Source organism: Sorangium sp. So ce385, from assembly GCF_051474135.1.
Lineage (GTDB): Bacteria > Myxococcota_A > Polyangia > Polyangiales > Polyangiaceae > Sorangium > Sorangium cellulosum_D.
The window spans coordinates 2,310,350-2,335,132 of record NZ_CP150337.1; the positions used below are offsets into that span (position 1 = coordinate 2,310,350).

Genomic DNA, 24,783 nt, shown 5'->3' on the forward strand with positions numbered 1-24,783 from the left:
CCGGATTTCCCGAGAAATGCTCTGTTCGCGGCGGTCGCCCCCGCCGGACCCGGCGGGCACCCCGATTGCTAACCCCGAGCGCCAACGCCGACCCTGGCGACCGCTGCGCTGCCGAGCCTGTCGCACGTCAGCCTCCGCTGGAGCCGAGCTCCAGCCAACCCCGAGGTCATCATGAAGCACACGGTCCATCACGACCTGAACGATGAAGAAGCCAAGAACGCCGTCCTGAGGGCGATGGAGCGGTATCGCGAGCGGTACGCGGAGTACGCGCCCTCGATGCTCTGGAGCGACGAGCGGCGGGCGGATCTCGGCCTGTGCTTCAAGGGGTTCCAGGTCGCGGGGCGGCTCGAGCTCCGGCCCAAGACCGTCGATGTCGAGATCGAGGTGCCGCTGCCGCTGCGCATGTTCAAGCGGATGGCGATCGCCGCGATCGACGCGGAGGTGCGGCGGTACATCGACGAGGCGCACCGCGAGCGGTCGCGGCGCGCTCATGGCGCGGCCCTGGGGGGAGCTGTCTGAGCGAGCCGCGCCATGCCGAGCGCCAGCACCAAGACCCCCCGAACCAGGCGCCGCCCGCGGAGCACGCCGCGCCGCGAGCGGCGCTCCGCCCCGAGCGGCGCCGTCGTCCGGCGCCGCGTCCGCCTGTCGGTCGAGACCGTCGAGACGGTCGAGCTCGCGCGCACCGCGGGCGAGCTCGCGGCGGCCGCGCCGCTCACCCCGTCGCCGGTCGAGTCCGCGAAATCGGCCGGGCTCCGGTACGTGAACGACGGCGAGCCGGGCATCTCCCGCCGGAAGGTGGGCAAGGGCTTCAAGTTCCTCGACCCCGAGGGTCGCCTCATCAAGGACGAGGCGACCCTCCAGCGGATCCGGCGCCTCGCGATCCCGCCCGCGTGGACCGGGGTGTGGATCTGCGAGAGCGAGCGCGGGCACATCCAGGCCACGGGCCGCGACGCGCGCGGCCGGAAGCAGTACCGGTATCACCCGCGCTGGCGCGAGGTCCGCGACGAGACGAAGTACGATCGCATGCTCGCGTTCGGCTCGGCGCTCCCGGCGATCCGCGCGGCGGTGGAGCGCGACCTCGCGCTGCCGGGGCTCCCGCGCGAGAAGGTGCTGGCGACCGTGGTGCGCCTGCTCGACGAGACGTCGATCCGCATCGGGAACGACGAGTATGCGCGCGACAACAACTCGTACGGTCTGACCACGCTCCACGACGAGCACGTCGAGATCAAGGGCGATCTCATCAAATTCCACTTCCGTGGCAAGAGCGGCAAGGAGCACGAGCTGACGGTGCGGGACCGGCGGCTCGCGCGCACCGTGAAGCGCTGCCAGGACGTGCCCGGCCACGAGCTGTTCCAGTACATCGACGGCGAGGGCCACCGGCAGCGCATCCACTCCGACGACGTGAACGAGTACCTGCGCTCGCTCGCGGGGCAGGAGTTCACGGCGAAGGACTTCCGCACCTGGACCGGCACGGTGCTGTGCGCGTCGTTCTTCTGCGAGATGGAGGTCGCCACCTCGGCCCGCCAGATGAAGAAGTGCGTGGCGCAGGTGATCGACATGGTGTCCGCCCGTCTCGGCAACACGCGCGCGGTCTGCCAGCGCTGTTATGTCCACCCCGCCGTGATCCGCGCCTACACCGAGGGGGCCTTGCAGGCCTTGCTGGAGGCGGAAGAGGCGGTGACGGACGAGGCGATCGCGGCGCTCCGGCCCGAGGAGGCCACGATGCTCCGGATCGTCCGCGGGTTCAGCGAGCGCGACGCGGTGCCGCTCGCCACCCAGCTCCGCGAGAGCGTGCGCGCGGTCAAGGCGCGGCGCGCCGGCAAGGCGCCGCGGGCCGACGAGGCGCGGCGAGCGGACAGGAGCGCGAAGCGTCCGAAGAGCGCGGCGCGCTCGAAGAGCGCAGCGCGCCCGAAGAGCGCGGCGCGACCGGACCGCGCAGCGCGTCCGAAGAGCCGCGTGAAGCGCCCGAAGAGCGCGAAGCGCGCGAGCGGGCAGCGGCGCGCCGCGGCCTGACCCGTCCCTGGTAGAACCCTAGCTCCCGCGCTCGTTGCGCCCGGCGCCGCGCCGCCGCGGGCAGCCGACGAGAGCGCCGTGTCCCTCCGTCACAGCGTGGCCATCTCGCCGGGGCATTGTGCCCCGGGCGCGGGGCGTTCTGCCGTCGATTTGTGAGCGGCTACGCAGACATCGCGCGATGGACGCGCCCGGTACGTTTCGTGTTCTGCGAAGGAGAAGCGAACGACGAGGACCCTCAGCCAAGGAGACATGCATGGCGAGCCAGAGGTTGGTCACCGAGATGGTGCGGACACGTGTGGAGGCCGAGGACGCCATCCGGCGTATCCTCGACCACGGACACTCGCGCAAGGACATCTGCGTCATCGTGAGCGAGGCCGCCCGCCGCCAGCACTTCTCGCGTTCGCGCGTGCAGGGCGCGGCCGTGCACGGCAATGCGCTCAGCTCGATCCTCGCCGCGGCGGGCGCGGGGCTCGTGGTGCCGGGGCTGCGGCTCGCGGTGGCCGGCCCCATCGCGGTGAAGCTCGACGACGCGAGCTCCGCCGGCGCGACGTCCAGCCTGAGCAGCGTGCTCGTCGACGCCGGCGTCCCGGAGCAGCGCGCGCCGGAGGTCGAGCGGCGCCTCAAGGAGGGGGCGATGCTCATCGGCGTGCTCGCGCGCGACGACGCGGACGCCGCGGCCGTGCAGGCGATCCTGCGCGGCGTCGGCGCCGGGGAGTCGTGCGGCACCAGCAAGGGCGCGCGCGTCTTCGCGACCCTCTGACGCCGCGCTCGGCCGCGCCGGCCGCGCCGGCCGCCGTGGCAACGCCCCCCACCGAGCGCCGCCAGGGCGCCAAGGACGCCAGGAGAGCCCAGAGCGTACCTCTCGCTTCTCTCCTGGCGTCCCTGGCGCCTTGGCGGCTCGAGCTCTCCTCGTCCTCTCCTCGTCGTCTCCCCCACCAGAACGCCTCGCTCCCGCGATGAGCCCGCTGCCGCACGAGCGGGAATCAGTACGGGTGGAACGGGGTTTGAATAGAATCCAGAGAGCTCAACCGAGGCCGCCCCGGTCTGAGACGTGGATTACCCCTGACGCAACGATGCCGTACGCTCTCTGCGGCGAGGTCGAACATCGGCGGTCTCGCATACGGTTCTCGCGCGGACGTAGGTCGCGCCGGCTGCTGCTCGGGAGGTAGGGAGGAGACGAATCGGCGTTCACCAGCAACCTCAGGAGAGTACCCATGGAACCGATCGCATTCGCAGACGAGAGCGTGGGCCTCGACGGCCTGATCGATGATGATTCGATCGAGCAGCTCAAATCGTTCTGCCGGGGCGAGATGTCCGCGGTGGAGACCTACCGTCAGGCGATCGCCGCCGCGCGCGAGGACTGGATGGTGCAGCAGCTTCGGGTCAACCTGGCGTCGCACGAGGCGCGGGTGCAGATGCTGCGCCGGCGGATCGAGGAGCTCGGGGGCGACCCGCCGTCGAGCTCCGGGCCATGGGGCGCGTTCGCCAAGGTGGTCGAGCGGACCGCGGTGGCGCTCGGCCACAAGACGGCGCTCTCGGTGCTGGCGGAGGGCGAGGATCACGGCCTGAAGGACTACCGGAACGACCTCGAGGAGCTCGACTGTGAGTCGCACGTCCTGGTGCGCGACGTGATCCTGCCGCAGCAGGTGTCGACGCTCCGGTCGCTGGCCGACCTCAAGCGCCAGCTGCCGTGACGCGGCCGGGCCCGGCGGATTGTTCCGGCAGGCGCGTCATGCGATACTTCCCGACGTATGGCCAAGGCTGCCCTGGACATCGCCCGACTGAGCCGCGACGAGCAGCTCGACCTCCTCGACGAGCTCTGGGCTCGCCTCGGGCGAGACCCTGACGCGTTCCCTCTCGGCGACGCGCAGCGCGTCGAGCTCGATCGGCGCCTTGACGAGCTTGAGACCGACGGTCCGATTGGGCTCACGTGGGACGAGGTCGTCGCCCAGGCGCGCGCACGGTCACGGTGATAACGTCGTGGTCTTCGTCGCGTGCTTTGACACGCGGCGAAGAACCGAGTTCTAGATCGGTTTTCGGCCGCGGCCGATACACCGTGCGTCGTCCCTCGTCCCTGTCTCTCGTCCCCGTCTTCCGTCTTCCGTCTTCCGTCTTCCGTGCTCGTCCTTCGTGCGCGTGCGCGTGCGCGTGCGCGATTCCCCGGAGTCAGCGCGCACGCGCACGCAGACGCGCACGGAGACGAGAGACGAGAGACGAGAGACGAGAGACGAGAGACGAGAGACGAGAGACGAGAGACGAGAGACGAGAGACGAGAGACGAGAGACGAGAGACGAGAGACGAGAGACGAGAGACGGGGACGAGAGGCGTCTGCATCGAACCCGAGTGAAAACCGCTTTAGAAGCGGAGGCGCTGAGGTCGGCGCTGGCGCTCGCGGGGAGAGCTCCCCCGCTCAGCCCTTCACGTCGTACTCCGCCTGGAGCAGCTTCGCGATCGTCGACAGCTGCATGTTCGACGTCCCCTCGTAGATCTTCCCGATCTTCGCGTCGCGGTAGAGCTTCTCGACCGGATAGTCCTTGGTGAACCCGACGCCGCCCATGAACTCGATGGACAACGACGCCGCCCGCTCGGCCACCTCGGACGCGAACAGCTTGGCCATCGCGGCCTCCTTCACGAACGGCTGACCCGCGTCCTTGAGCCGCGCGGCGTTGTAGACGAGGAGGCGCGCGGCCTCGATCTCCATGGCCACGCGCGCATACTGGAACTGCACGCCCTGGAAGCTCGCGATCGACTGGCCGAACTGCTTCCGCTCGCCCATGTAGCGCATCGCGTGCTCGAACGCCCCGGCGGCCAGGCCGAGCATCTGCGCGCCGATGCCGATCCGACCCTCGTTCAACGTCTCGATCGCGATCTTGTAGCCCTTGCCGACCTCGCCGAGCACGTTGCCCTCCGGCACCTCGCAGTCCTCGAGGACGAGCTCGCACGTGCTGGAGGCGCGGATACCGAGCTTGTTCTCCTTCTTGCCCACCGAGAACCCAGGGGACGTCCGCTCAACCACGAAGGCCGTGATGCCCTTGTACCCCTTCGACGGGTCGACGCTGGCGAACACGAGGAACAGCGAGCTCTCGTTCGCGTTCGTGATCCACAGCTTGCGGCCGTTCAGCACCCAGCGGTCGCCCTTGCGCTCGGCCCGGGCCGCGAGCGCGAACGCGTCCGAGCCGGAGCCCGCCTCGCTCAGCGCGTACGAGCCGACCCACTCCCGGCTCAGCCGCGGGAGATACCGCTCCTTCTGCGCGTCGCTGCCCCAGCGGAGGAGCGCGTTGGCCACGAGCGTGTTCTGCACGTCGATGAGCACGCTGACGCTCGGGTCGACCACGGCGAGCGCCTCGACCGCCAGGATCGCGTTGAAGAAGCTCGCGCCGGAGCCCCCGTACGACTCCGGGATCTCGATGCCCATGAGGCCGAGATCGAACAGCGGAGGGAGCAGATCGCGGTCGAGCGCGCCCTGCTCGTCCATCGCCGCCGCGCGCGGCGCGACGCGCTTCCGGGCGAAATCAAGCACCGAGTCGCGGAAGAGGCGCTCCTCGTCGGAGAGCTGGGTGAGCGGAGGTTGGGACACGACGGTTTCTCCTTGTGGGTCCATGGCGCGGCGCGGCGGAGGCGACCGCGGCGCCCACTATGCACCGCGAGGACCGCAGGCGAAAGCCGTTCGAGCGCGCCCGCCGCGCCCGCGGCGCCCTCCGCCGCGGGCCGGCTCATCCGTCGTATCGCTCCTCGCCGGAGGCCCGATCGTCCAGGCTGCTACGCGCTCTCCCCGGTCCCGGGCGCCGCGCGCGCTCCGCTGGGGGCGCGCCGCGCGGCGCGCCAGGGCTCACGCGCGCTTGCCGGCGGGCGCGTCGCGCCGGCGGCACCGGAGCAGCGTGTGGGCGAGGCCGAGGTGGTCGATCTCCGCGTCGACGGTGAGCCCGGCCTCCTCGATGCAGCGCTTGATGTCGGCGGCGCTGTACATGCGGCTGTTCCCGTTCGCGAGGCACGTGAAATACAGGGAAGAGCCGTGCAGGCAGTGGACCGCCACCTCGTTTTCCTGGCGATCCCAGAACGTGTCGAGGATCCAGAGCTCCGTCTCCTCCCCCATGGCGGCGCGCGCCCGCCGGAGGATCTGGGTGATGTCCGCCTCGGAGAAGCACACGAGGAACTGGCTCATCCAGATGGCGTCGAACCCCGTCGGGAACGCCTGCCCGTGATCGAGGAAGTCGATGGGCGTGCCCATGACGCGGCCGAGCAGGCCGTGCTGCTCCACGTTGACGCGCGCGTCCTCGAGCTGGCCCGGCAGGTCCAGGATCGTGACCCGCACGTCGGGGTCGTGCGTGCAACACTGGATCGCCCACCGGCCGGTGTTGCCGCCGATGTCGAGGAGCGTCTTCGGCCGCCGCTCGAACACGATGGGCAGCGCCTTCGGGAACGCCGAGTCGGAGTAGAGGTGATCGAAGGCGAACCAGCTCTCCCTCACCTTCGGCGGGAGCTCCGGGAGCGCCTCGTAGACCGTCGGCCAATCGCCGAAGACCTTCAGGCCCGCCGGCTTGCCGCCCTCGATCGCCTCGTCGAGAAAGCGCATGCCCTCGTAACAGACGTCATGGATGAAATCCATGTTGATACGGGTCATCCGGTCGTTCTCGACGATGAGCCCGACCCGCGTGATCGCGTAGCGCTCTTCACCTTCGCGCCCCCCTCGCCCGCCTCGCAGCTCTCCGTTGCCGCCGGCGAGCTCCACCAGGTCGAAGCTCAGGCTCGCCTCCAGCAAGGTCTTGGCCGCATAGGCCGAGAGACCGGTGTCCTGGGCCACCTCCGCCGCCGTCCGGCCGCCCTTGCCGGCGCGCTGGAGCGCCCTGAGCACGCCGCGGTTTCTCATGACCCGCGCCACCTGGAACATGACGGGCGCGAACGCGATGCGCTGGGCGGCGAGCATGGCGTCGAGGGTGGGATTCGGGGCGGGATCGTTCTTCATCGAGCTCCGGTCGTCGGGGATTGGGGAGGGCGAGGCTAGCGAGCGCCCTCGCGCTGGAGGAGGAGGGCGAGGCTAGCGAGCGCGCTCGCGCTGGAGGAGCAGGGCGAAGCCGCCGAGGCCCGTGAGCAGCGCGCACTCCGCCCGGCCCTCGTCGGCGAGCGAGATCCCCATCACGCCGCAGGCCAGGCCGAAGGCGAGGGTCGCGACGCCGAGCCGCCTCTCATCGGTCGGCCGGGCAGACGGAGAGGACGGTCGCGTGCGGTAGGGGCTTGCCACCCCGGGATGATACCACCGTCCCCGACGTCACAAGGACGCCGCGGCGATGTCGGTCAGCTCTTCGTCGGTGAGGGGGAGCGGGTTCGCCTTCATGCTGCTCGCCGCCCGGGCCTTCTGCACCAGCGCCGGGAGGTCCGCCTCGCTCACGCCGTAGCGCCGCAGGCCCGGGATCGCGAGGTCGCGGCAGAGCTCGCGGACCCAGGCGATCCCCTCCTCGGCGGCGGCCCCGGCCCGCCCGGTGACGAGCGCGGCGAGCTCGTCGAAGCGCGGCAGCGCCGGGTGCGCCGGGGCGCGGCCGCGCAGCGCCCGCAGGTTCACCTCGAGGACGGCCGGCAGGAGCGCGGCGCACACGGCGCCGTGCGGCGCGTCGAACGTGCCCCCCACCGGCGCGGCGAAGCCGTGGACCGCCCCGAGGCCGGCGTTCGCAAGGCAGAGGCCGCCGAGCAGGCTGGCCACGGCGAGGTCGTCCCGGGCCGGCGCGTCCGCGCCCTCGAGGACCGCGCGGCGGAGCGAGCGCGCCGAGCGGCGGATGCCCTCGCGCGCGAGGCCGTCGGTGAGCGGGTTGCTGCGGATCGACAGGAGCGGCTCGATGAGCTGCGAGAGCGCGTCGAGCCCGCTCGAGGCGAGCACCTCGGGCGGCGCGCCCGCGAGCAGGTCGGGGTCGATCACCGCGAGGCGCGGCAGCATGTGCGGGCTGCGCAGGCTCGCCTTCACGCCGGCCTCCCGCGACGCGAGCACCGCGTTGCGCGTCACCTCCGAGCCGGTGCCCGCGGTCGTCGGGATCGCCACGAACGGCGCGGAAGGCCGGGAGAGCGCCTGCCCCCGGCCGATGACCTCGAGGTAGTCGAGCGGGTCGCCGCCGTTCGCGAGGAGCGCGGCGATCGCCTTGCCGGCGTCGACCGCGCTGCCGCCGCCCAGGGCCACGACGACGTCGCACCGCTCGGCCGCGGCCCTCGCCGTGCCCTCGCGCGCGATCTCCACGGTGGGCTCGCCCGCGACGGCGAAGGTCACGGCGGCGATCTTCGCCTCGGCGAGCGCGGCGAGGAGCGGCGCGGCGCGGCCCGGGCGCTGCCCGGTGACGACGAGCGCCCGCGTCCCGCCGAGGCCCCGCACGGCCGCGGGCACCTCGGCGAGCTTGCCCGCGCCGAAGACGATGCGCGTGGCGGTGGCGAACTCGAAGGCGAGCTCGGAAGGCGCGGAAGGCGGAGGCGCCACGTCAATACCCCGCGTCGTCCGGGAAGACATTGACGTATTTCCGGCTGGTCCGCGGCTCGGCCATCATGTCGGCGACGGTGTCCCGCCACCGCTTGTAATGCTCCGTTTCCTTGTGCGCGGCCGGCGCCTCCTTGGTCCTGTAGACCTCGACGAGCACGAAGCGCGCGGGATCCTCGATGTCCTGGACGACGTCGAACCGGGCGATCCCCGGCTCCTTGACGCTCTCGCGCGCGTTGTCGAGCGTCGCCTGGCGGAAGGCGCCTACGTGCTCGGGTTTGACATGCACATGGACATGCACGATGAACAGGCTGCTCTGCATGCGCGCAATCTAGCTCGGTCGCGCTGCCGCAGGAACCCGGCTCGTGACGCGCGGGCGCGCGGGGCCTCTCGGCGTCACCTGGCCTGGCCGCGCCGCGCCCGCGCGCGGCCCGCGCGACCGCGTGAGGCCCCCGCGCCCCCGTGAGGCCCGCGCGCGCCGCCCCGCCTCGCGCGCCATCGGCAGAGCGCCTTCGCCCCCTGCGTCCACTCCCGACTTGGCCCGGCCGGCTACGGCGTTACGATCCCCGTGAATCGGCGGGTGGCCGGCAGGTGTCGAGTCCATCTGCGCCGCGAGCGAGGAAGGTCGATATGGCGGATCCGACCACGGAGAGCCCGCAGCCCGACGCTGCGCGCTCCATCGCGCTGGACTCCATCGAGTTCGTGTCCGATCACGGTCTCCTGAAGGGCTGCGAAGGAGGGACCGGCTGGCAGAACGCAGGGGAGCCGTGCCCCGAGCCCGAGTGGACGCCGGAGCGGTCCGTCCCGGTGTCGATCTCGATGGGCCGGACCGTCGTCATCCGGCTCGGGCTCTCGCCGAGCGGCGGCGCGTCCGCGGCGCCGGTCGAGATCCGCGGCGTCGGGCCGGCGGGGATCACCTTCGAGAGCGCGGGGCCCGCCGCCTTCGGCTCGCCCGTCGAGCTCTCGTCCTCGCGAAAGATCGAGAGGAGGATCCAGAAGCTCAACCTCAACCTGAGCTGGTCGGCGGGCGGAGGAGCCACGCTGTCGCCCGGTCGCACCTCGAACGTCGTTTATGTCACGATGGGCAGACCGCTGACCGACAGGCAGGAGGTCTGGCAGGAAGACGGGGTGACCCTGAAGCGGATGGACAGGGCGGTCTCCTGGGTCGCGCCGCTCAACACCCTCGATCCACACGAGATCGTCGCGTCGATCATGGCCCGATTCCCGACGTACACGCTGGTGCCGAGCCCCAGGGTGCCCCGGGAGTACCACCACCCGACGTACCTGAACGACCAGGGCGGGGCCTGGGCGATGACCGATTACGTGGAGGAGACGGGCGAGTGTCAGGCGATCGTCCGCCTCCTCCGCGGCATGCTGCGCCAGCTCGGGATCCCCGGGCGGACCCGGATCCTCGTGGTCTGGGGCGATCCCAACGTGGGCGGCGGGCGCAAGACGCTGTCGGCCGATCTGGAGGAGCAGCCGTGGGCGGGGCTCGACACGACGCAGGTCGTGGGGGGCCGCGTGTGGCGCGCGGCGCTCATCGACGGCCCGGTCGAGGAGGGGAAAACGTACCCCGCCTCCCATACGCGCCTCCCCGACGGGACGCTCAGCCCCGGGCTCAACCGGTACGAGGCGTGCCTCGAGTTCGCGCACCGCGGCGTGACGCGGTACTACGCGGGCGGCGCCGGGGTGTTCGACAGCGTGGAGCCGATCCTGGGCGTCTTCTGGGGGCTCATCTGGTTCAGCTCGGCGCCGAACGAGGGGTTCCGCGTCGAGAAGATCGTGGCGACATACCGATAGTCCGGAGGTCTCGATGAACGCGCAGGAATGTCTCACGCAGGAGGTGGACGCGAAGGTCGCGACGTGGCTCTCGGCCGTGTCGCGCGTGCCGCCGGGCGGCTTCACGCCGGTCGCGCGGTTCGACGACGTGCCGGCCCAGGCGCGCGCCGACTCGCTCTACTGGTGCGATTCCATCTTCAGGAGCGAGCTCAACCCGCACAACGAGGCGGTGGGGGCGCGCCACGCGCTCCACGCCGCCACGGACGACACGCCCGATCTGCTCCGTCACGAGTACACCGCGGGCGGGCTCGGGCTCACCGTCACCGAGGGGCGCAATTTCGTGCTCGTCCAGGTCGACCGCGCGAGCGTCGATATCCTCGCTCTGTGCGGCACGGACCGCGCCGCCGCGGCGCGCCGTGTGGCCGAGGCGATCTTCAACACGGGCATCGAGTCGGACACGGTGGGCGTCCCCATGAACTCCGGCCCGGTGGGCTGCCCCGGCGACATGCCCGAGCTCGAGGAGGGGGTGACGGTCGCGAGCAATCCGGCCGTGGATCCGGAGCGGCTCGCCTGCTGGAAAGACCGCACGGAGTGCGGTGTTCAGGGCGGGAGGCTCTATTTCCTCTGCTACAAGAAGTCGTCGCAGCGCGCGGGGTTCGCCAACCCTTGGCAATGGTTCGACGACCAGCGGACCGGGGTCGGGTGACGCAGGGAGAGGCGTGAGGCGGCGGAGGAGAGCGAGGTAGGGGAGGGGAAGCGGGGCGGCGGGGGAGCAGGAGGAGGAGAGGGGGAGGAAAGGAAGGAGGGGGGAGGAAAGGAAGGAGGGGGGCATAGGCGAGAGCAGGAGCGCGCTGCGCCGGTATTGCGTCTGCGCGCCGCGCGCGGGATGTTGCGCGGGTGGCGGGAGCACAGCAGCCCAGGGTGTTGATCTTCCCAGGCGGCTCCGCGGGCGCGGCGCAGGCGCTCGCGGCCGCCCGCGGCTACGTCGCGGCTGTGGCCCGGGACATCGAGGCCGGCCTGGACCTCCTGGCGACCCAGCCGTTCGACGTGGCCGTGATCGGGGCGGAGGGGCCGCTCCGCGAGGCGCTCGCGCTCTGCCGGCGGCTGCGCGCGGCGCCGGGCGGAGATCGCGTGGCCGTGGTCGCCGTCACCGGGAGCGCCGGCGCGGCCACGGCGCTGCTCGAGGCGGGCGCGACGGTCGTGGCGGACGCGAGCGAGCCGTCGATCGCGATCCAGCTCGACGTGGCGGTGTGGTGGACGCGGCGGCCGTCGGCGCACGTGGCCGGCCGGGCGCCGGCGGAGCGCGCGCTGCTCGAGCGCGCGGCGCGCTCCTTCCGCGACGCGTCCACCGAGGTGATCGGCCTGTTCGTGTGGGACGCGGCGGGGGGCATCCTCGACGCGAACGACGCGTTCCTCGGCATGATCGGCTACGCGCGCGAGGACGTCGAGGCGGGCCGCCTGAACTGGGTGGCGATCACGCCGCCCGAGCTCCGCGACGCGGACCAGCGCGCGCTCTCGGAGGTCCTGAAGCACGGGATCTGCCCGCCGTTCGAGAAGGAGTTCCTCGCCCGCGACGGGCGGCGCCTGCCCGTGCTCATCGCCCCCGCCCTGGTCGAGGGGTCCCGCGATCGCGGCGTCTGCTTCATCGTCGACATGACGGCGCGCAAGGCCGCCGAGGACGCGCTCCGCGCGAGCGAGGAGCGCATGCGGCTCGTCGTGCGCGCCACGAGCGACGCCTTCTGGGACTGGGACCTCTCGTCGGGGCGCGTCACCGGGAGCGAGCGCATGCGCAGCTTCTACGGCACGGGCGGCGCCGACATCGAGGAGGACGCGGTGTGGTGGTTCGAGCGCGTCCACCCCGACGATCGCGACCGCGTGATGAACGGGCTCCGGCGCGCGATGGAGGGGAGCGGCGGCACGTTCGAGCTCTGGTACCGGTGCGTGCTCGCGGACGGCAGCTACGCCGACGTCCACGACCGGGGCATCGTCATGCGCGACGCGTGCGGCAGGGCGTACCGGATGCTCGGCGCCGTGTCCGACGTCACCGAGCGCCGGCAGCTGGAGGCGCGGCTCCTGCTCGCCGACCGCATGGCCTCGCTCGGCACGCTCGCGGCCGGGGTGGCGCACGAGATCAACAACCCCCTCGCGTACATGGTCGCGAACGTCGATTTCGCGCGCAAGGAGCTCCGCCAGAAGGGCGCCGCCGCGCGCATCGACGCGCTCCTGTCGGCGCTCGACGAGGCCGCGGAGGGCGGCGCGCGCGTCCGGCACATCGTGAGCGGCCTGAAGACGTTCTCGCGCGCCGACGACGGCGAGCTCGGCCCGGTCGAGGTCGATCGCGTGATCCAGCTCGTGCTGCGGATGGCGCAGCAGCAGATCCGGAGCAAGGCGCGGCTCGTCGTGGAGCTCGGCGCCGTGCCGCCCGTCCACGCGAACGAGGCGCAGCTCGGGCAGGTCATCCTGAACCTGCTCGTGAACGCCGCCCAGGCGCTGCCGGACGGGAAGGAGGCGGAGAACGAGATCCGGATCACCGCCGCGCCCGCGCCGCCCGGCCGCGTGCGCATCGAGGTGCGCGACACCGGGCCGGGGATCGCGCCCGAGCTCCGGAGCCGCATCTTCGACCCGTTCTTCACGACGAAGCCGATCGGGGAGGGGACGGGGCTCGGCCTCGCGATCTGCCACGGCATCGTGACGAGCTTCCGGGGCGAGATCGCGGTGGAGAGCGAGGTCGGCAAGGGCGCGTGCTTCCGCGTGCTCCTGCCCGCGTGGCGCGCGGACGCCGGCGAGGATCGCGACGGCGCGCCGGGCGACGGCGACGAGGTCCCCGAGGAGGCCGCGCAGTAGCGTGGCGCGCCGTCCTCGACGGAGAGGCGTCGACGGAGAGGGGCGAGGCCTCGCCCGTCGAGGCCTCTCCGTCGAGGACCTCGCGCCGGGCTCGTGCGGGCTGCGCGCCGCTTCGTGGGACTGTCCGCTTGCGGCGGCGGTTGCGCGCGCTCAAGGTGCTTCACGGGCCCCATGAACGCTCGATCGGTCAGGGCCGCAGCTGGGCTGCCCGGCGGAGCAGCGGGAAGGGAGCGCGCCGCGCGGCGCGGTCCGGTGGTGAGGTTCGAGGATGATCGAGAAAACGGGCCGCATCCTGGTCGTCGAGGACGATCTGGACATCAGGAGCATCCTGTCGCAGCTCCTCGCGTTCGAGGGCTATCAGGTCGAGGAGGCGGCGGACGGCGCCGAGGCGCTCGCGATGCTGCGCAAGGACGGGCCACCCGCGCTGATCCTGCTCGATCTGATGATGCCGATCATGGATGGATGGCAGCTCCGCGCCGAGCTCCAGCGCGATCCTGCGCTCTCGTCGGTCCCGGTGGTCATCGTGTCCGCCGACGTGCGGGCCGAGCAGGAGGCGTCGCGGCTCTGCGCCGCGGGGCTCCTGAAGAAGCCGCTCCAGATCGAGCCCCTGCTCGAGCTGGTCCACCGCATCTGCGGCGCGCCGGCGCGGTGAGCCGGGCGGGCCGGGACGCCGTGTCGGCGGATCGCATCCGTCGTTGACGCTCACCCCGCTCGCTCGTCGCTGCGCGCCCCTCGCCTCGGCCCTCATGGGTTCGTCCGTCCGCGCGCATGCGCTCACCTCTCGGCCTGAACACCGCGCTCGACGGACAGAGATCGCGTCAGGTGAGCAACGGTATTGGTCGGTGTGTGTTCTGTATCGCATCAGCGCGTGAGTCGTCGTTCCAGGATTCGTCGCTTGTGCTCATGTGCCCTTGACAGAACGGAGCTCGATGTGATGGCGTATCCCGCGGGGGAAGAATGTACCTTCGGATGCCTGCCACGCCGCATCGCCTCCGCCGAGCCGGCGTGCGCGTCGCCCCTCGCCGACGAAGCACGCGCTGGGTGGAGATCGGGCTCTCGGTGGGAGTCGCGTCCCTGCTCTCCGCCTCGTGCGCGCCGGAGGAGCCCGGTCGGCCCGAGGATGCGATCGTCCTCGGGGCGCTACTGCCCTTCTCCGGCAGCGAGTCGGCCATCGGCCGCAACCTCGAGCAAGCGATGTTGCTCGCGGTCCAGGACCTGAACGCCGCGGGGGGGCTCGACGGGCGGCCGTTCCACCTCCGGAGCCGAGACAGCCACTCCAGCTCGGAGCGCGGGTTCGATCAGCTGCTCCACCTGCTCTACACGGATGAGGTCGATTACCTGATCGGGCCAGAAGAGAACTCGCTCGCCACCAAGAGCGTGCAGGAGGTGAAGCTGGCCGACGCGTTTCAAATGCTGCCGGGCTATGCCGCGCCCCCCGTCGCGCGCAGCGAGGCGGACGGGGGCTGGATGCGGCTCGCCCCTTCCTCGTTCCACGTCGGCTGCACGCTGGCGCGCATCGCCTTCGACGACGGCGTCTCCACCGTCAACACCCTGGCCGCGTGGGACGACTACAACACCAGCGTCAGCAGCGAGTTCACGACCCACTTCGCGGCGCTCGGGGGGAGGAGCCTCGCCTCGGTGACGTTCAGGCCGGGCCAGCAGACGTATGCGAGCAAGATCGAGTCCGCCTTCGGCGCGAAGGCAGGCCGGACGCTCCTGGCCGCGTATCCCCGCACCGGCTCGACCATCGTGACCGAATGGACCGTCTTCGGGCGCCCGGGCACCTGGTTCCTCGGTCCCGCGCTGCGCACCGAGGTGCTCCTCGCCAACATCCCGACAGGCACTCTCGACGGACACGTCGGGGTGTCGCCGTCGCTCAGCCTGCGGAGCGAGTGCCGCGCGACGGCCGAGAACCAGGGGGCGCTCGACTGCGCGACCGGGAACGCCGATGCCTTCATCGGCCACTTCTCCAGCGGGTGGGGCGGCGAGGCGCCGCTGCCCGCGGCGCACTTCTATTACGACGGCGTCGTCCTCATCGCGATGGGCCTCGTGTACGCCCAGGCGAAGACCGGGGAGGTCCCGACCTCGGGGCACGCGCTGCACGAGATCATCCGCGAGCTCAACGACCCGGCCCACGAGGCGGCCTCGTGGCGCGACCTCCCGGCGGCGATGACCAAGCTCCGCGCGGGCATCCCGCTCCGCTACGTCGGCGCAGCCGCCGAGTACGAGTTCGATAAATACGGGGCGAACAGGCATTACTTCATGCAGCTGTGGACCGTCGACGGCGACGCCTTCGTCGATCTCGACCCCGTCCCCGTCGGCTGCTTCCCCGGGTGACGGGCCCGCTGCCCGATCAGAGCTTCACGTAAGGATTCCGCGCATGACCGGATGAACCACGGACCGCAAAGGGGGTCTCATGAACAGGATTGGACGACGCTGGTGGGCGGCCTTCGGGCTCGCGTTGATGACGGCGGCATGTGGATCGGGCGACACCACCGGCGAGGGCGAGGAAGCCGCGCCCATCAAGCGCGCGCCGACGCCCGAGAGCGAGTTCACCGCGATGGAGATCGAGGCGACGCTCGACGCGCTCGTCGCCGAGATCAACGAGGGCGCCGTCGAGCCGATGCAGATGGCGATCCTGCTGAAGTCCCTGGGCGGGTTCTTCACGCCGATCACCACGGGGGCGAACCGGGCCATGAGCGAGCTCGGGGTCACGGGGAACGTGGTCGGGCCCAGCGGAGCGGGGGGCACTCAGCAGCAGAGGGCGGAGGCCCAGAATGAGCAGATTGGACAGGCGGTGACGGACGGCGCCGAAGGGATCGGTATCTCGCCCTTCGGCGATGCCATCGCGGCCGGCATCGACGCGGCCGTCGCCGACGGGGTTCCTGTGGTGACGCTCGACACCGACGCCAAGGGCTCGAAGCGCTCCATCTATGTCGGGACCATCAGCGAGGCGGCCGGTGAGACGGCAGGAACGACCCTGCGCGATCTGCTGCCCGGGACGCCGGGGACGGTGGTGATCCACGGCAACGTCGACCCGTCCTGGCTCGACGGGCTGAACCGAATGCAGAGCGCCCGGGGCGTCCTCGAGAAGGCCGGTTACAAGGTCGTTGTGCGTCAAGTCACCTGGGGCCCGAACGGGGAGGCCGATGACGTCGCGGAGATGAGGACCTTCATCGAGACCGCTGACCCGCCCGTCGTGGGGCTGCTCGGCCTGCACGACATCTCGTACCGGTGCGCGATGGCCGCGGAGGCCGCGGGCCGGACGGACCTCCCGGTCGTCGCCTTCGACTACGACCTCAAGACCGTCGAGTACATGCGTCAGGGGCTCATCAGCGCGACGCACACCCAGCGGCAGTACTACGCGGGGTACCTCGTGCCCTACATCCTCTACGGCATCAGGACCATCGGCCTCGATGCGACCAAGAAGGCCCTCGCCCCGCAGATGTTGGACGACAGCCGGCTCGACGTCGGCCTGGACGTGGTGCTGTCGACCAAGGTCGACGAGTACAACCTCTTCCTCGACTCGCTCGGCGCGACTCAGTAGCGGTGACGTAGCTCGAGGAAGACCTCGCGCGGCGAGAGCGGGTACTCGAAGCCCGAGAACCCGGGGTCCGGACCGGTGGCGCCGAGCAGGTTCTTGGCGCGGAGCGCCACCGTCGTCTCGTGACCCGGAATCACCCACAGGTTGCGCGCCACCAGGCTGGCGTTCCACAGGAGATACGGCGGCAGGTCGAAGCTGCGGCCGTTCTCCAGGATGCTCGCGTCCGCGGCGCGACGCGGGCCGACGACGATCCCCTGCGTCGAGAGCTCCAGCGGCAGGGAGCTCGGCGACGGCAGCTTCACGTACGCGCCGGCCCGGGCGACCCAGGTCGGGTAAGCGACCATCGCCGGACCGACCAGCTCGGCCTGATAGCCCACCTGGCCGGAGTCCCGGGTCGAGTGGACCGTCTCGAACGACGCGTAGCCGCCGAGGTCGTCGCCGCGCCGCACCTCGGCGCGCGTCGCCCAGAAAACGGACGTCTGGCTGGCGAGGTTCTCGGCCGTCTGGTTGATGCCCCGCGGGACGAACTCTGCCTTGTCGTTCAGGCGGCTGTAGGACACGCTCGTGCTCGCCGAGGCCCAGGCGGTCGGCCGCCATGTCACCTCGGCGTCCACGGTGTGGATGCGCTGAGGCTTGAGATCCACGTTCCCGATCACGTCGCCCGGGACGAGGGGCTCGGCGTAGAGCAGATACGGGGAAGGCGCCTTGAAGGCGCTGCCGTACAAGAGCTTCGCCACGACCGTCTTCCCGAGGTGCGACGTCGCCCCGAAGCGGCCGGTCATCTGATTGCCGTATTTGCTGTGGCGATCGTAGCGGAAGCCGCCGGTCAGCTTCAGCCAGGGATCCAGCACCTTGAGGTTGGCGCTGAGCAGCGCCCCGACGTCGACCAGCTCGGCCGAGAGCCGCTCCCGCTCCGGCGAGCCGAACGCCTCGCCCGTGAGCTTGCTGATCCGGCGGAAGGACGGCAGGTCCTCTTTGTCGTAGATGGACTCGAGGTTCAAGATCACGTTGAACCGGTCCCACGGAACCCACCGGAGCTCGACGCTGGCGTCGACGCCGCGGTAGGCCATGCGCCGCTCGATGTAGTACCAGCCGCCGGCGACGTCCACGCGGTCGCCCGGCAGGACGCCGCCCTGGAAGTACATGCCCTGCACCGCGAACGCGAGCTCTCGGTTCAGCTGGAAGAGCCCGTCGAGCGCCACGCGGCGCTGCTGCAGGCTGATCACGGTGCCGGCCTCGCGCCCGAAGGCGTCCGTTCCGCCGGTGAGCTGCGCCCATTGCGCGAAATCGCCGCCGCGCCGGAAGCCGGACCAGTACGCGCTCAGCGCGAGGTGGTGGCCGCGGCTCGGATCGCGGAACGCGATGCGCGAGCCGACCACCCCGGAGAGGCGCTCGAGGTTCTGGGCGTCGATGCGCCCGTCGTTGTACGTCGGGACGCGGGGGGCGGGGGACTGGTGAGGCATCTCCAGGCCGCTCCGATCGTCGAGCTCACCCGCGGCCGAGATCATCATGTCGAAGCGGCCGCTGCTCCAGCCCCCCACCACGTCGAGGCGGCCGCTCGGGTGATCCTTCGTCACGCCGGCGTGCACCGTGCCGTCGACGAAGGGGATGTCCTCCGGCGACAGCGTGATGACGTTGACGACGCCGAGGAACGCGTCCGCGCCGTAGAGCGCCGACGCCGGGCCGCGCACGACCTCGATCTGCTTGATGGCCGACAGCGGGATCAGCTCGGTGCCCAGCCAGTTGCCGCTGGTGGTCCGGAACGCCACCGACCGACCGTCGATCATCACCTTGATCCCGCCGCTCTCGGCGCCGAGCCCGCCCGTCATCCCCTGCACGCCGGCGTTCGGCAGGATGTGGTCGTCCACCAGGTAAAAGCCGATGACGTGCTGGAGCGCCTCGCCGACGCTCTTGTACCCCCAGCGCCGGATCTCCTCGGCGGTGATCGCCGTCACGAGCGCGGGCGCGTCGTCGAGGGTCTCCAGCGTCTTGCTGGCGGTGGACACCTCGACGTCGAGCAGCCGCAAGAGGTCGACGCCCTCGAGCGCGTCGTTGCGCTGCGCTTCCCCCGCGGACCTCGGCTCTCCCGGCGCGGTCGCGGCCGTCGGCTGAGCCCACGCGGCGCTCGGCGCCGCGGCGAGCGCCAGGGCAACAATCCACTTGGTATCGAGCGAGGCAAAGGTCATGCGGGTACGCTTCGTTCTGAGCCTGCTGCCATGGTGGAATCGGGCCAATCGTCAGCTCGCCTTGGCGGTGGCGGCGAGCTCCTGCCTCAGGGCGACGCTGACAGAATCGAACTCCTGCCGTAGCCGCGAGAGGTCACCCCTCCGCGGCAGATCGCCCTCGCGGGCGGCGAGCTGGATCTTCTCCGCCAGCTCGGCGACGCGCGCCGCGCCGATCGACAGCATGCTGCCTTTCAGCTTGTGCGCGCTCGCCATCACCTCTTTGGTCATGGCCTCCTTGAAGGCCGACTCCAGGCTGTCGAGCTGACCCGGCACGTTCTTGAGGACGAGCTCGATCAGCTTCCGCGACCGCGGGACCTCGGGGTCGAGGACGGGCAGGACCGCCGACGGCCTGTCGGCCTCGGGGAGCTGCGGGCCCGGCTCCGGCTCGTCCCGGTTCAGCACCACGTGCCGCCACAAGGTCTTCTGCAGCGACTGAGGTCGCACCGGCTTGGCCAGGTAGTCGTCCATCCCGGCGGCGAGCACCCGGTCCCGCTCGCCCACGAGGGCGTGCGCCGTCAGCGCGATGATCACCGTGTGGCGCCCGATCCCGCTCTCCCATTCGCGGATCTTCTGGGTGGCGGTGTACCCGTCCATGACCGGCATCTGGCAGTCCATGAGGACGGCGACGTACTGCTTTTGCTTGACGCACTCGAGCGCTTCCAGGCCGTTGCTGGCGGTCTCCACGCGCAGGCCCAGCTGCTCCACCTGCTCCATCGCGACGTAACGGTTGATCTCGTTGTCGTCGACGACCAAGACGGGGAGCTTGCTCGCGATCCGGCCCGGCTCCACGCCGGGCTTGCTGACGGGCGCGGCCGCGGCGCCCGTCAGCGCGCTCTGCAGCGTGTTGTAGAGCTCGGAGACGCGGAGCGGCTTGGGGAGCTGCGTGACGACGCTGGACTCCAGCCCGCTCAGCGCCACGCTCGAGCCCATGTGGTAGAGCGCCACGATCGGCAAACGGTGGAGCCCCGGCACCGACTGGACGGTCCGGACGAACTGCTCGAGGCCGAAATCGTCCATCTGGGCGCCGACGACGGCGGCGCTGAACGGCCGCTGCTCGAGCAGCCCGAGCTCCAGCCGGTTGATCGCGTCTCTCCCGGAGGTCGTGGCCTCGGCGTCGAAGCCCCAGGCCACGAGGTGCTCCACGACGACGTCGCGCCAGCTCTTGCTGATCTCCACGACGAGCGCGCGGCGCCCGCTCGCCCACTCGGCCGACCGGATCTGCTCGGCCCCCGACGTGACCCCGACCTTGATCGTGAACCAGAACCGGCTGCCCTGCCCCGGCGTGCTGTCGACGCCGATCTCGCCGCCCATGGCCTCCACCAGGTGCTTGCTGATCGCGAGGCCCAGGCCGGTGCCGCCGTGCTTGCGGACCAGCGAGCCGTCCACCTGCGTGAAGGCGGAGAAGAGCTTCTTCTGGTCGTCGGCGGCGATGCCGGGGCCCGTGTCCACGACGGCGACCTTGACCATCGCGGAGGCCTTGTCCTGCTGCGGCGTGCTCGCGTCGATCAGCACCTCTCCGCGCTCGGTGAACTTGATCGCGTTGCCGACCAGGTTCGTGAGCACCTGGCGGAACCGGTCGGGGTCGCCCACGACGCCGGTGGGGACGCGGCGCTCCACGCGGTACACGAGCTCGATGCCCTTCTCGTGCGCCTGGCTCGCCATCAGCTCCGCGACCTCCTGCACCACGAGGCGCAGGTCGTAGGACACGTGCTGCGCCACGTACTTGCCGGCCTCGAGCTTCGAGAAGTCGAGGACGTCGTTGATGATCGCCATCAGCGTGTTCGCGGAGGCGTCGACGGTCTCCACGTAACGCCGCATCTTGCCGTCGAGCGCCTGGCTCTGCATGAGCCGGATGACCCCGAGGATGCCGTTCATCGGCGTCCGGATCTCGTGGCTCATGTTGGCGAGGAACTCGCTCTTCAGCCGCGACGCCTCGAGGGCCTGCTCGGTCTTGACGCGCAGCTCATCGAAGGCCTGCTCGTTGGCCTCGACCATGCTGTTGAACGCGGCGCCGAGCAGCTCGAGCTCGTCGCCGCTCGAGATCTGCACGCGCTCCCAGCTCTTCCGCGCCGTGCCGGTCGACTCGGCGAGCGGCGCGTTCGAGCGGAGCCCGGTGGCGATGGCCCCCGCGGCCGAGCGCAGCGCGAGCAGCGGCTCCGTGATGTGGACCGCGACGCGCTTGACGAGGAAATAGCTCGCCGCGACGCAGCCGAGGATCAGCGCCACGATCAGGCCGAGCGTGGTCGCGAGCCGGCTCCTCGCGACCTCGCGGGCGTGGGCCATCCGCTCGGCGACGCTCTTCGTGCTGATGCCGTAGATCACGGTCCCGGCCTGGGTCCCCTCGGAGACGACCGGGGCCGAGACCTCGAGGACGTCCACCCCGCCCATGGGGTTCGCCCGCCGCTTCAGCGCCGGCCGGGGCTGGTGCTCCGTGCTGATGCCGAGCGCCTGCAGCTCCTTCGCCGTGAGGGCCGGCGCGTCCTTCGCGGCGCTCGCGGGGCCGAGCCCGCTCGCGGCCCAGACGCGGCTCTCCGAGTCGATGAACAGGCCATACGCGATGTCGCTGTTCTCCGACACCGTCTGGTAGATGAGCGCCTTGACGTCCCCGAACAGGTTGTCCGCCACCAGGCTGCGCAGCGCCAGCGACTGATTGAAGCCGAGCAGGCGCGCCTTCTCCTCGAGGCTGGCGAGGAGCTCCTGCTCGCGCGTGGCCTGGACCTCGCGATCCGTGGAGTAGATGAGGGCGCCGCTCGACAGGAGCGTGGCGCCGCCGAGGAGCAGGAGCGCGCCGAGGATCAGGCGCAGCAGCTTGTTACGGAGCGAGCCGTGGGCGTTCGAGGTGGGCATGACTCAGCGTGGACGCCGCGACGAGGCGGGCGGGGGCACGGAGACGGTCGTCACCGACGAGGTCGCGCCGCTCTTCGCGGCGCGCGCGGCCACCGCGCGCTCGACCGCGGGCGCCAGGGCGACGTGCAGCTTGGATTTCGAGACGATGCCGTCGGCGCCGACCTTCTCGCCGATCGCGCTCAGCTGCTCGACGTCGCAGCCGGAGACGAGGATGATCCCGAGGTTCGAGAGGTGCGCGTTCTCCCGGAGCAGCTTGGCCAGCTTGTCGCCGTTGATGGTCGGCATGTTGATGTCGAGCGCGACCACGGTGATGCCGTCCCGCTTGATGACCGACGTCGCGCCGATGGGCGTGGCCAGCTCGGAGACGACGTAGCCAGCCCTGACGAGGACGTTGCACATCGCCTCGCGGGCGATCTCGTCGTCGTCGATCACGAGCACCCGGATCACGAGCGCAGCCTCCGGGGCAGACGCATCACCGCGCGACGCCCCCGCCGCGGAGAGGCCAGAGAGGCCCAGCGATGACCTTGGAGGGCGCGAGCCGACCCGCAGCTTCGGGGACCTGTGTGCATTTGAATAGGCAACGGCATGGCGTCTCCAGTCCCCCTCCGAACCGCGGTTATCGACCGACGAGAAAGTCAACCTTTCCGAACTGGCTGGAATCGAGGCCGAAGCGCCGTGCGAGCCGCACGTCGACCAGGCGCTTCACGGAGATGGGCAGGCGGACGTCCGACGCCCGGAGCTTCCAGTCCGCGTCCCCGAGCTCGTAGAGGAGATCCGCCGCCTGCAGCGTGAGCGCCTGCGTATCGGGGATGGCCGCGAACGTCCCGAACTCCGCGTGCTCGTTCACGAGCGAGCGCACCGCCACGACCACCGGCGCGCCGAGCCGATCCACGTACGGCAGCCAGACGTCGGTGAGGAACGTCGGGCTCAACAGACCATTATCGTTCGGCAACCAGATCGCGTCAACCTCGGCGCGCTGGAGTCTCACCAGCGCGGCGCGGAGGTCCTGGACGCGCGGCTTGTTCGAGAGCTCTTGCTTTACGAACGCGAGCTTCTCCACCTGCATCAACGATTCTTGCCGGGCGATGTGGCTGGCGAAGCCCTGGCGGTACACGACGCCGACCTGGCGGACGTCGAGGCCCAGCGTGCGAAGCCCCACCATGGCCGTGACCGCCGGCACCTCGTACGAGATCGCCACCGAGTTGGGGACGGTGCGCTGGAGCTCCTCGGCGAAGGACGCCATCAGGATCAGCGAGACCGGCGGTGTCGGGGTGGTGCGCACCCAGCTGCGGTACAGGAGCACCGTCGAATTGTTGACCAGCACCACGGCGCGCGGGCGATCCCTCGAGACGATCCGCCCCACGGCCTCGGGGCTCGACTCCTCGATGCGCAGCGGGGATATGGTGACACGGTATTCGTCGGAGAGCTCGACGCGGAGCGACTTCAGCATGTCCTCGAGCTGCGAGTCCGCGGGAGCGATGATGGAGATGACGGGCTTGCCGTCCGGAGGCGGCGCCTCGGAGAGCGGGGCCGGATCTCTCGCGGCCTGGGGGGACGGGCCCGGCGAGCAGCTCAGGGGCAAGAGGAGCCCGAGCAGGGTGGAGGCTCGCCAGAGCGAGCGCGTACCGCGCGGACGCGTCGATCTCATCGCCATTCGTCCACCCCCAGATCCGCCAGCACGTGCTTCGGGAGCCTCCGGATCGCGCCCTCGATCGATTGACGCTCGCTCAGGAACGTGACCGCCACAAGCCCGACCTTGGCGGTCGAGAGACTCAGGATGGTGAAGCTCATCTTGCTCTTGGACTCGAAATCGGCGCGGAACCGCTCCGGCAGGAGCACCGCGTCGGCCGTTTGAAACTGGAGCAGCTGCAGCAGATCTTCGATCTTCGTGACGCGCTGGACCTCCGGCGCGTCGTTCACGCCGAGCAGGCCGGCGACGAACCTCGGGAGCGACTTTCGCTCGACCAGGTCCACCATGCCGTACCGGAAGGAGGAGAGCATGTCCCTGGCCAGCAATTTCGTCGAGACCAGGAGGTATTGCTCTGCGTCGCTCCCCGCCCTCAGGCCCTGGAGGTCGACGGCCCGGTTGAGCGACGTCAGGACCGGCCTGGGCGACAGCGCCGCGTTCGGCGGGCTGACCTCGAGCGCCGTCTTGAAATCGCTCAGCTTGCCGAACACCGTCACGTCGACGCCGGGCATCGCGTCCTCGATCTTCTGCTCGAGCGCCCGAGCGCGAAGCGGCGTGACGGCATAGACATAGAGCGTGGCCTCGGGGCCGGCCGTCAGCGGCGAGCTGAGCAGCAGGAGACAGCTCCCGAGGAGCAGCGCCGCGGCGAGCAGCGCCGCCGGCGCGCGCGGGGGCTGGACGGCCCGGCGTGGGCGGAGCCATGCCCCGGCCAGCCGGGCGCGAGCGGCGAGGAGCTCGGCGATGCGGCGCAATGTCCCCGGCCGGACCGGCGCCGCCAGAGGGTCGTTTGGCCGCGCACGAGGCGGACTCCAACGGTGCGCGATCCGCGCTGGGGATGCGAGCTGCTCCAAGGCCCGCTCGACCGCTGATCGCGGTCCCCGTGTGGAACGCCTGCGACTCCTTTCCACCCGCTTCATCCCCTCCTGGTCATCGTAAGAGGACAGCGTAACCGACGATGAACCCTCCCTGTCAAGCGCCCCAGAGGAGGCGATCGTGTCAAGCGCGGAGAAGCCGCGAACGCATGATCCGAACGAGCTTGGCGAACGGCGGGCCTCGGAGAGGGGAACAACACACTCGCGGCCGCTGCCGCGCAAAACTAGCGCCACAGTGATCCCGGCCGGCGTCGCCGCTTACGCGCGGCACACGGGTGCGCGCGCGACGCGTGCTGCTGTCTCACGACCGGATGTCGCGCGCCTGTCGCCCGCGCGCGCAGCCCACTCCTCGCTTGTAGATGTGTCGCGCCGCACCGCGTCTCGGGGCCTTCCTGCGGGGTGGAGTCTGGCGCTGGCGATCCGGATCTCCGCAGCACATCGTGCCTCGCTGACCTACATGTGGAGCGATGAGGCACGGAATGGCAGATGACTTCCGCTCGTCACGCGCTGCTCGTGCGAAG

21 protein-coding genes are annotated in these 24,783 nt (G+C 70.9%); 11 read left to right on the plus strand and 10 right to left on the minus strand.

Annotated features, from left to right (window positions below):
• Positions 1–171 precede the first annotated feature (171 nt).
• The 5 genes from WME83_RS08555 (at position 172) to WME83_RS08575 (ending at position 3,986) form a co-directional block, all read left to right on the plus strand.
• Positions 172–519: a polyhydroxyalkanoic acid system family protein gene (locus WME83_RS08555; protein ID WP_437318766.1), complete on the plus strand. Its 348-nt coding sequence runs from the start codon at positions 172–174 to the stop codon at positions 517–519.
• A 12-nt stretch (positions 520–531) separates the two neighbouring features.
• Positions 532–2,013 (plus strand): DNA topoisomerase IB, encoded by a 1,482-nt coding sequence (locus WME83_RS08560; protein ID WP_437318767.1) that lies wholly within the window; start codon positions 532–534, stop codon positions 2,011–2,013.
• Between the two features lie 253 nt (positions 2,014–2,266).
• On the plus strand, positions 2,267–2,773 hold the full coding sequence (locus WME83_RS08565) for a hypothetical protein (RefSeq protein ID WP_437318768.1): 507 nt from the start codon (positions 2,267–2,269) through the stop codon (positions 2,771–2,773).
• A 454-nt stretch (positions 2,774–3,227) separates the two neighbouring features.
• The gene (locus tag WME83_RS08570; RefSeq protein ID WP_437318769.1) at positions 3,228–3,707 is read left to right on the plus strand and encodes a DUF2383 domain-containing protein; all 480 of its coding nucleotides are present in this window, start codon (positions 3,228–3,230) and stop codon (positions 3,705–3,707) included.
• Positions 3,708–3,764: 57 nt separating this feature from the next.
• A complete protein-coding gene (locus WME83_RS08575) occupies positions 3,765–3,986 on the plus strand; it encodes an addiction module protein (RefSeq protein ID WP_437318770.1) in 222 nt (73 codons plus the stop codon).
• A 437-nt stretch (positions 3,987–4,423) separates the two neighbouring features.
• On the opposite strand, the gene WME83_RS08580 is transcribed toward WME83_RS08575, so the two are convergent.
• The 5 genes from WME83_RS08580 to WME83_RS08600 all read right to left on the minus strand — a co-directional run bounded on the left by WME83_RS08580 (position 4,424) and on the right by WME83_RS08600 (position 8,786).
• A complete protein-coding gene (locus tag WME83_RS08580) occupies positions 4,424–5,590 on the minus strand; it encodes an acyl-CoA dehydrogenase (protein ID WP_437318771.1) in 1,167 nt (388 codons plus the stop codon).
• 252 nt (positions 5,591–5,842) lie between these two features.
• A complete protein-coding gene (locus WME83_RS08585) occupies positions 5,843–6,976 on the minus strand; it encodes a class I SAM-dependent methyltransferase (protein ID WP_437318772.1) in 1,134 nt (377 codons plus the stop codon).
• Positions 6,977–7,048: 72 nt separating this feature from the next.
• Positions 7,049–7,252: a hypothetical protein gene (locus tag WME83_RS08590; RefSeq protein ID WP_437318773.1), complete on the minus strand. Its 204-nt coding sequence runs from the start codon at positions 7,250–7,252 to the stop codon at positions 7,049–7,051.
• A 27-nt stretch (positions 7,253–7,279) separates the two neighbouring features.
• Positions 7,280–8,467 carry an iron-containing alcohol dehydrogenase gene (locus WME83_RS08595; RefSeq protein ID WP_437318774.1) on the minus strand — a complete coding sequence of 396 codons (1,188 nt, stop codon included), beginning with the start codon at positions 8,465–8,467 and terminating at the stop codon, positions 7,280–7,282.
• A 1-nt stretch (position 8,468) separates the two neighbouring features.
• The gene (locus WME83_RS08600) at positions 8,469–8,786 is read right to left on the minus strand and encodes a putative quinol monooxygenase (protein WP_437318775.1); all 318 of its coding nucleotides are present in this window, start codon (positions 8,784–8,786) and stop codon (positions 8,469–8,471) included.
• 308 nt (positions 8,787–9,094) lie between these two features.
• On the opposite strand from WME83_RS08600, the gene WME83_RS08605 reads away from it, so the two are divergent.
• The 6 genes from WME83_RS08605 (at position 9,095) to WME83_RS08630 (ending at position 16,634) form a co-directional block, all read left to right on the plus strand.
• Complete coding sequence (locus WME83_RS08605; protein WP_437318776.1) at positions 9,095–10,264, plus strand: hypothetical protein; 1,170 nt, start codon at positions 9,095–9,097, stop codon at positions 10,262–10,264.
• Between the two features lie 13 nt (positions 10,265–10,277).
• Positions 10,278–10,949 (plus strand): hypothetical protein, encoded by a 672-nt coding sequence (locus WME83_RS08610; protein ID WP_437318777.1) that lies wholly within the window; start codon positions 10,278–10,280, stop codon positions 10,947–10,949.
• Between the two features lie 218 nt (positions 10,950–11,167).
• A complete protein-coding gene (locus tag WME83_RS08615; RefSeq protein WP_437321977.1) occupies positions 11,168–13,087 on the plus strand; it encodes an ATP-binding protein in 1,920 nt (639 codons plus the stop codon).
• Positions 13,088–13,355: 268 nt separating this feature from the next.
• A complete protein-coding gene (locus WME83_RS08620) occupies positions 13,356–13,739 on the plus strand; it encodes a response regulator (protein WP_437318778.1) in 384 nt (127 codons plus the stop codon).
• A gap of 389 nt (positions 13,740–14,128) precedes the next feature.
• Positions 14,129–15,424: an ABC transporter substrate-binding protein gene (locus WME83_RS08625; protein ID WP_437318779.1), complete on the plus strand. Its 1,296-nt coding sequence runs from the start codon at positions 14,129–14,131 to the stop codon at positions 15,422–15,424.
• Between the two features lie 79 nt (positions 15,425–15,503).
• The gene (locus WME83_RS08630; protein WP_437318780.1) at positions 15,504–16,634 is read left to right on the plus strand and encodes a substrate-binding domain-containing protein; all 1,131 of its coding nucleotides are present in this window, start codon (positions 15,504–15,506) and stop codon (positions 16,632–16,634) included.
• Here WME83_RS08630 and WME83_RS08635 read toward each other — a convergent pair.
• From WME83_RS08635 to WME83_RS08655, 5 genes are all read right to left on the minus strand, one after another.
• A complete protein-coding gene (locus tag WME83_RS08635; RefSeq protein ID WP_437318781.1) occupies positions 16,628–18,817 on the minus strand; it encodes a TonB-dependent receptor plug domain-containing protein in 2,190 nt (729 codons plus the stop codon). The genes WME83_RS08630 and WME83_RS08635 overlap by 7 nt on opposite strands.
• Before the next feature lie 51 nt (positions 18,818–18,868).
• Positions 18,869–21,703, minus strand: a complete 2,835-nt coding sequence (locus WME83_RS08640) for an ATP-binding protein (RefSeq protein WP_437318782.1) — start codon at positions 21,701–21,703, stop codon at positions 18,869–18,871.
• 3 nt (positions 21,704–21,706) lie between these two features.
• Positions 21,707–22,150: a response regulator gene (locus WME83_RS08645; protein WP_437318783.1), complete on the minus strand. Its 444-nt coding sequence runs from the start codon at positions 22,148–22,150 to the stop codon at positions 21,707–21,709.
• A 169-nt stretch (positions 22,151–22,319) separates the two neighbouring features.
• A complete protein-coding gene (locus WME83_RS08650; RefSeq protein ID WP_437318784.1) occupies positions 22,320–23,351 on the minus strand; it encodes a hypothetical protein in 1,032 nt (343 codons plus the stop codon).
• The gene (locus WME83_RS08655) at positions 23,348–24,142 is read right to left on the minus strand and encodes a hypothetical protein (RefSeq protein WP_437318785.1); all 795 of its coding nucleotides are present in this window, start codon (positions 24,140–24,142) and stop codon (positions 23,348–23,350) included. The genes WME83_RS08650 and WME83_RS08655 overlap by 4 nt, the downstream gene beginning before the upstream one ends.
• Between the last annotated feature and the right edge of the window lie 641 nt (positions 24,143–24,783).

Bases quoted from the DNA above. Each gene is read 5' to 3' on its own strand.
- WME83_RS08620 (WP_437318778.1), top strand. From the start codon at position 13,356: ATGATCGAGAAAACGGGCCGCATCCTGGTCGTCGAGGACGATCTGGAC.
- WME83_RS08570 (WP_437318769.1), top strand. From the start codon at position 3,228: ATGGAACCGATCGCATTCGCAGACGAGAGCGTGGGCCTCGACGGCCTG.
- WME83_RS08575 (WP_437318770.1), top strand. From the start codon at position 3,765: ATGGCCAAGGCTGCCCTGGACATCGCCCGACTGAGCCGCGACGAGCAG.
- WME83_RS08610 (WP_437318777.1), top strand. From the start codon at position 10,278: ATGAACGCGCAGGAATGTCTCACGCAGGAGGTGGACGCGAAGGTCGCG.
- WME83_RS08585 (WP_437318772.1), bottom strand. From the start codon at position 6,976: ATGAAGAACGATCCCGCCCCGAATCCCACCCTCGACGCCATGCTCGCC.
- WME83_RS08565 (WP_437318768.1), top strand. From the start codon at position 2,267: ATGGCGAGCCAGAGGTTGGTCACCGAGATGGTGCGGACACGTGTGGAG.
- WME83_RS08635 (WP_437318781.1), bottom strand. From the start codon at position 18,817: ATGACCTTTGCCTCGCTCGATACCAAGTGGATTGTTGCCCTGGCGCTC.
- WME83_RS08650 (WP_437318784.1), bottom strand. From the start codon at position 23,351: ATGAGATCGACGCGTCCGCGCGGTACGCGCTCGCTCTGGCGAGCCTCC.
- WME83_RS08560 (WP_437318767.1), top strand. From the start codon at position 532: ATGCCGAGCGCCAGCACCAAGACCCCCCGAACCAGGCGCCGCCCGCGG.
- WME83_RS08630 (WP_437318780.1), top strand. From the start codon at position 15,504: ATGAACAGGATTGGACGACGCTGGTGGGCGGCCTTCGGGCTCGCGTTG.
- WME83_RS08600 (WP_437318775.1), bottom strand. From the start codon at position 8,786: ATGCAGAGCAGCCTGTTCATCGTGCATGTCCATGTGCATGTCAAACCC.
- WME83_RS08640 (WP_437318782.1), bottom strand. From the start codon at position 21,703: ATGCCCACCTCGAACGCCCACGGCTCGCTCCGTAACAAGCTGCTGCGC.
- WME83_RS08605 (WP_437318776.1), top strand. From the start codon at position 9,095: ATGGCGGATCCGACCACGGAGAGCCCGCAGCCCGACGCTGCGCGCTCC.
- WME83_RS08555 (WP_437318766.1), top strand. From the start codon at position 172: ATGAAGCACACGGTCCATCACGACCTGAACGATGAAGAAGCCAAGAAC.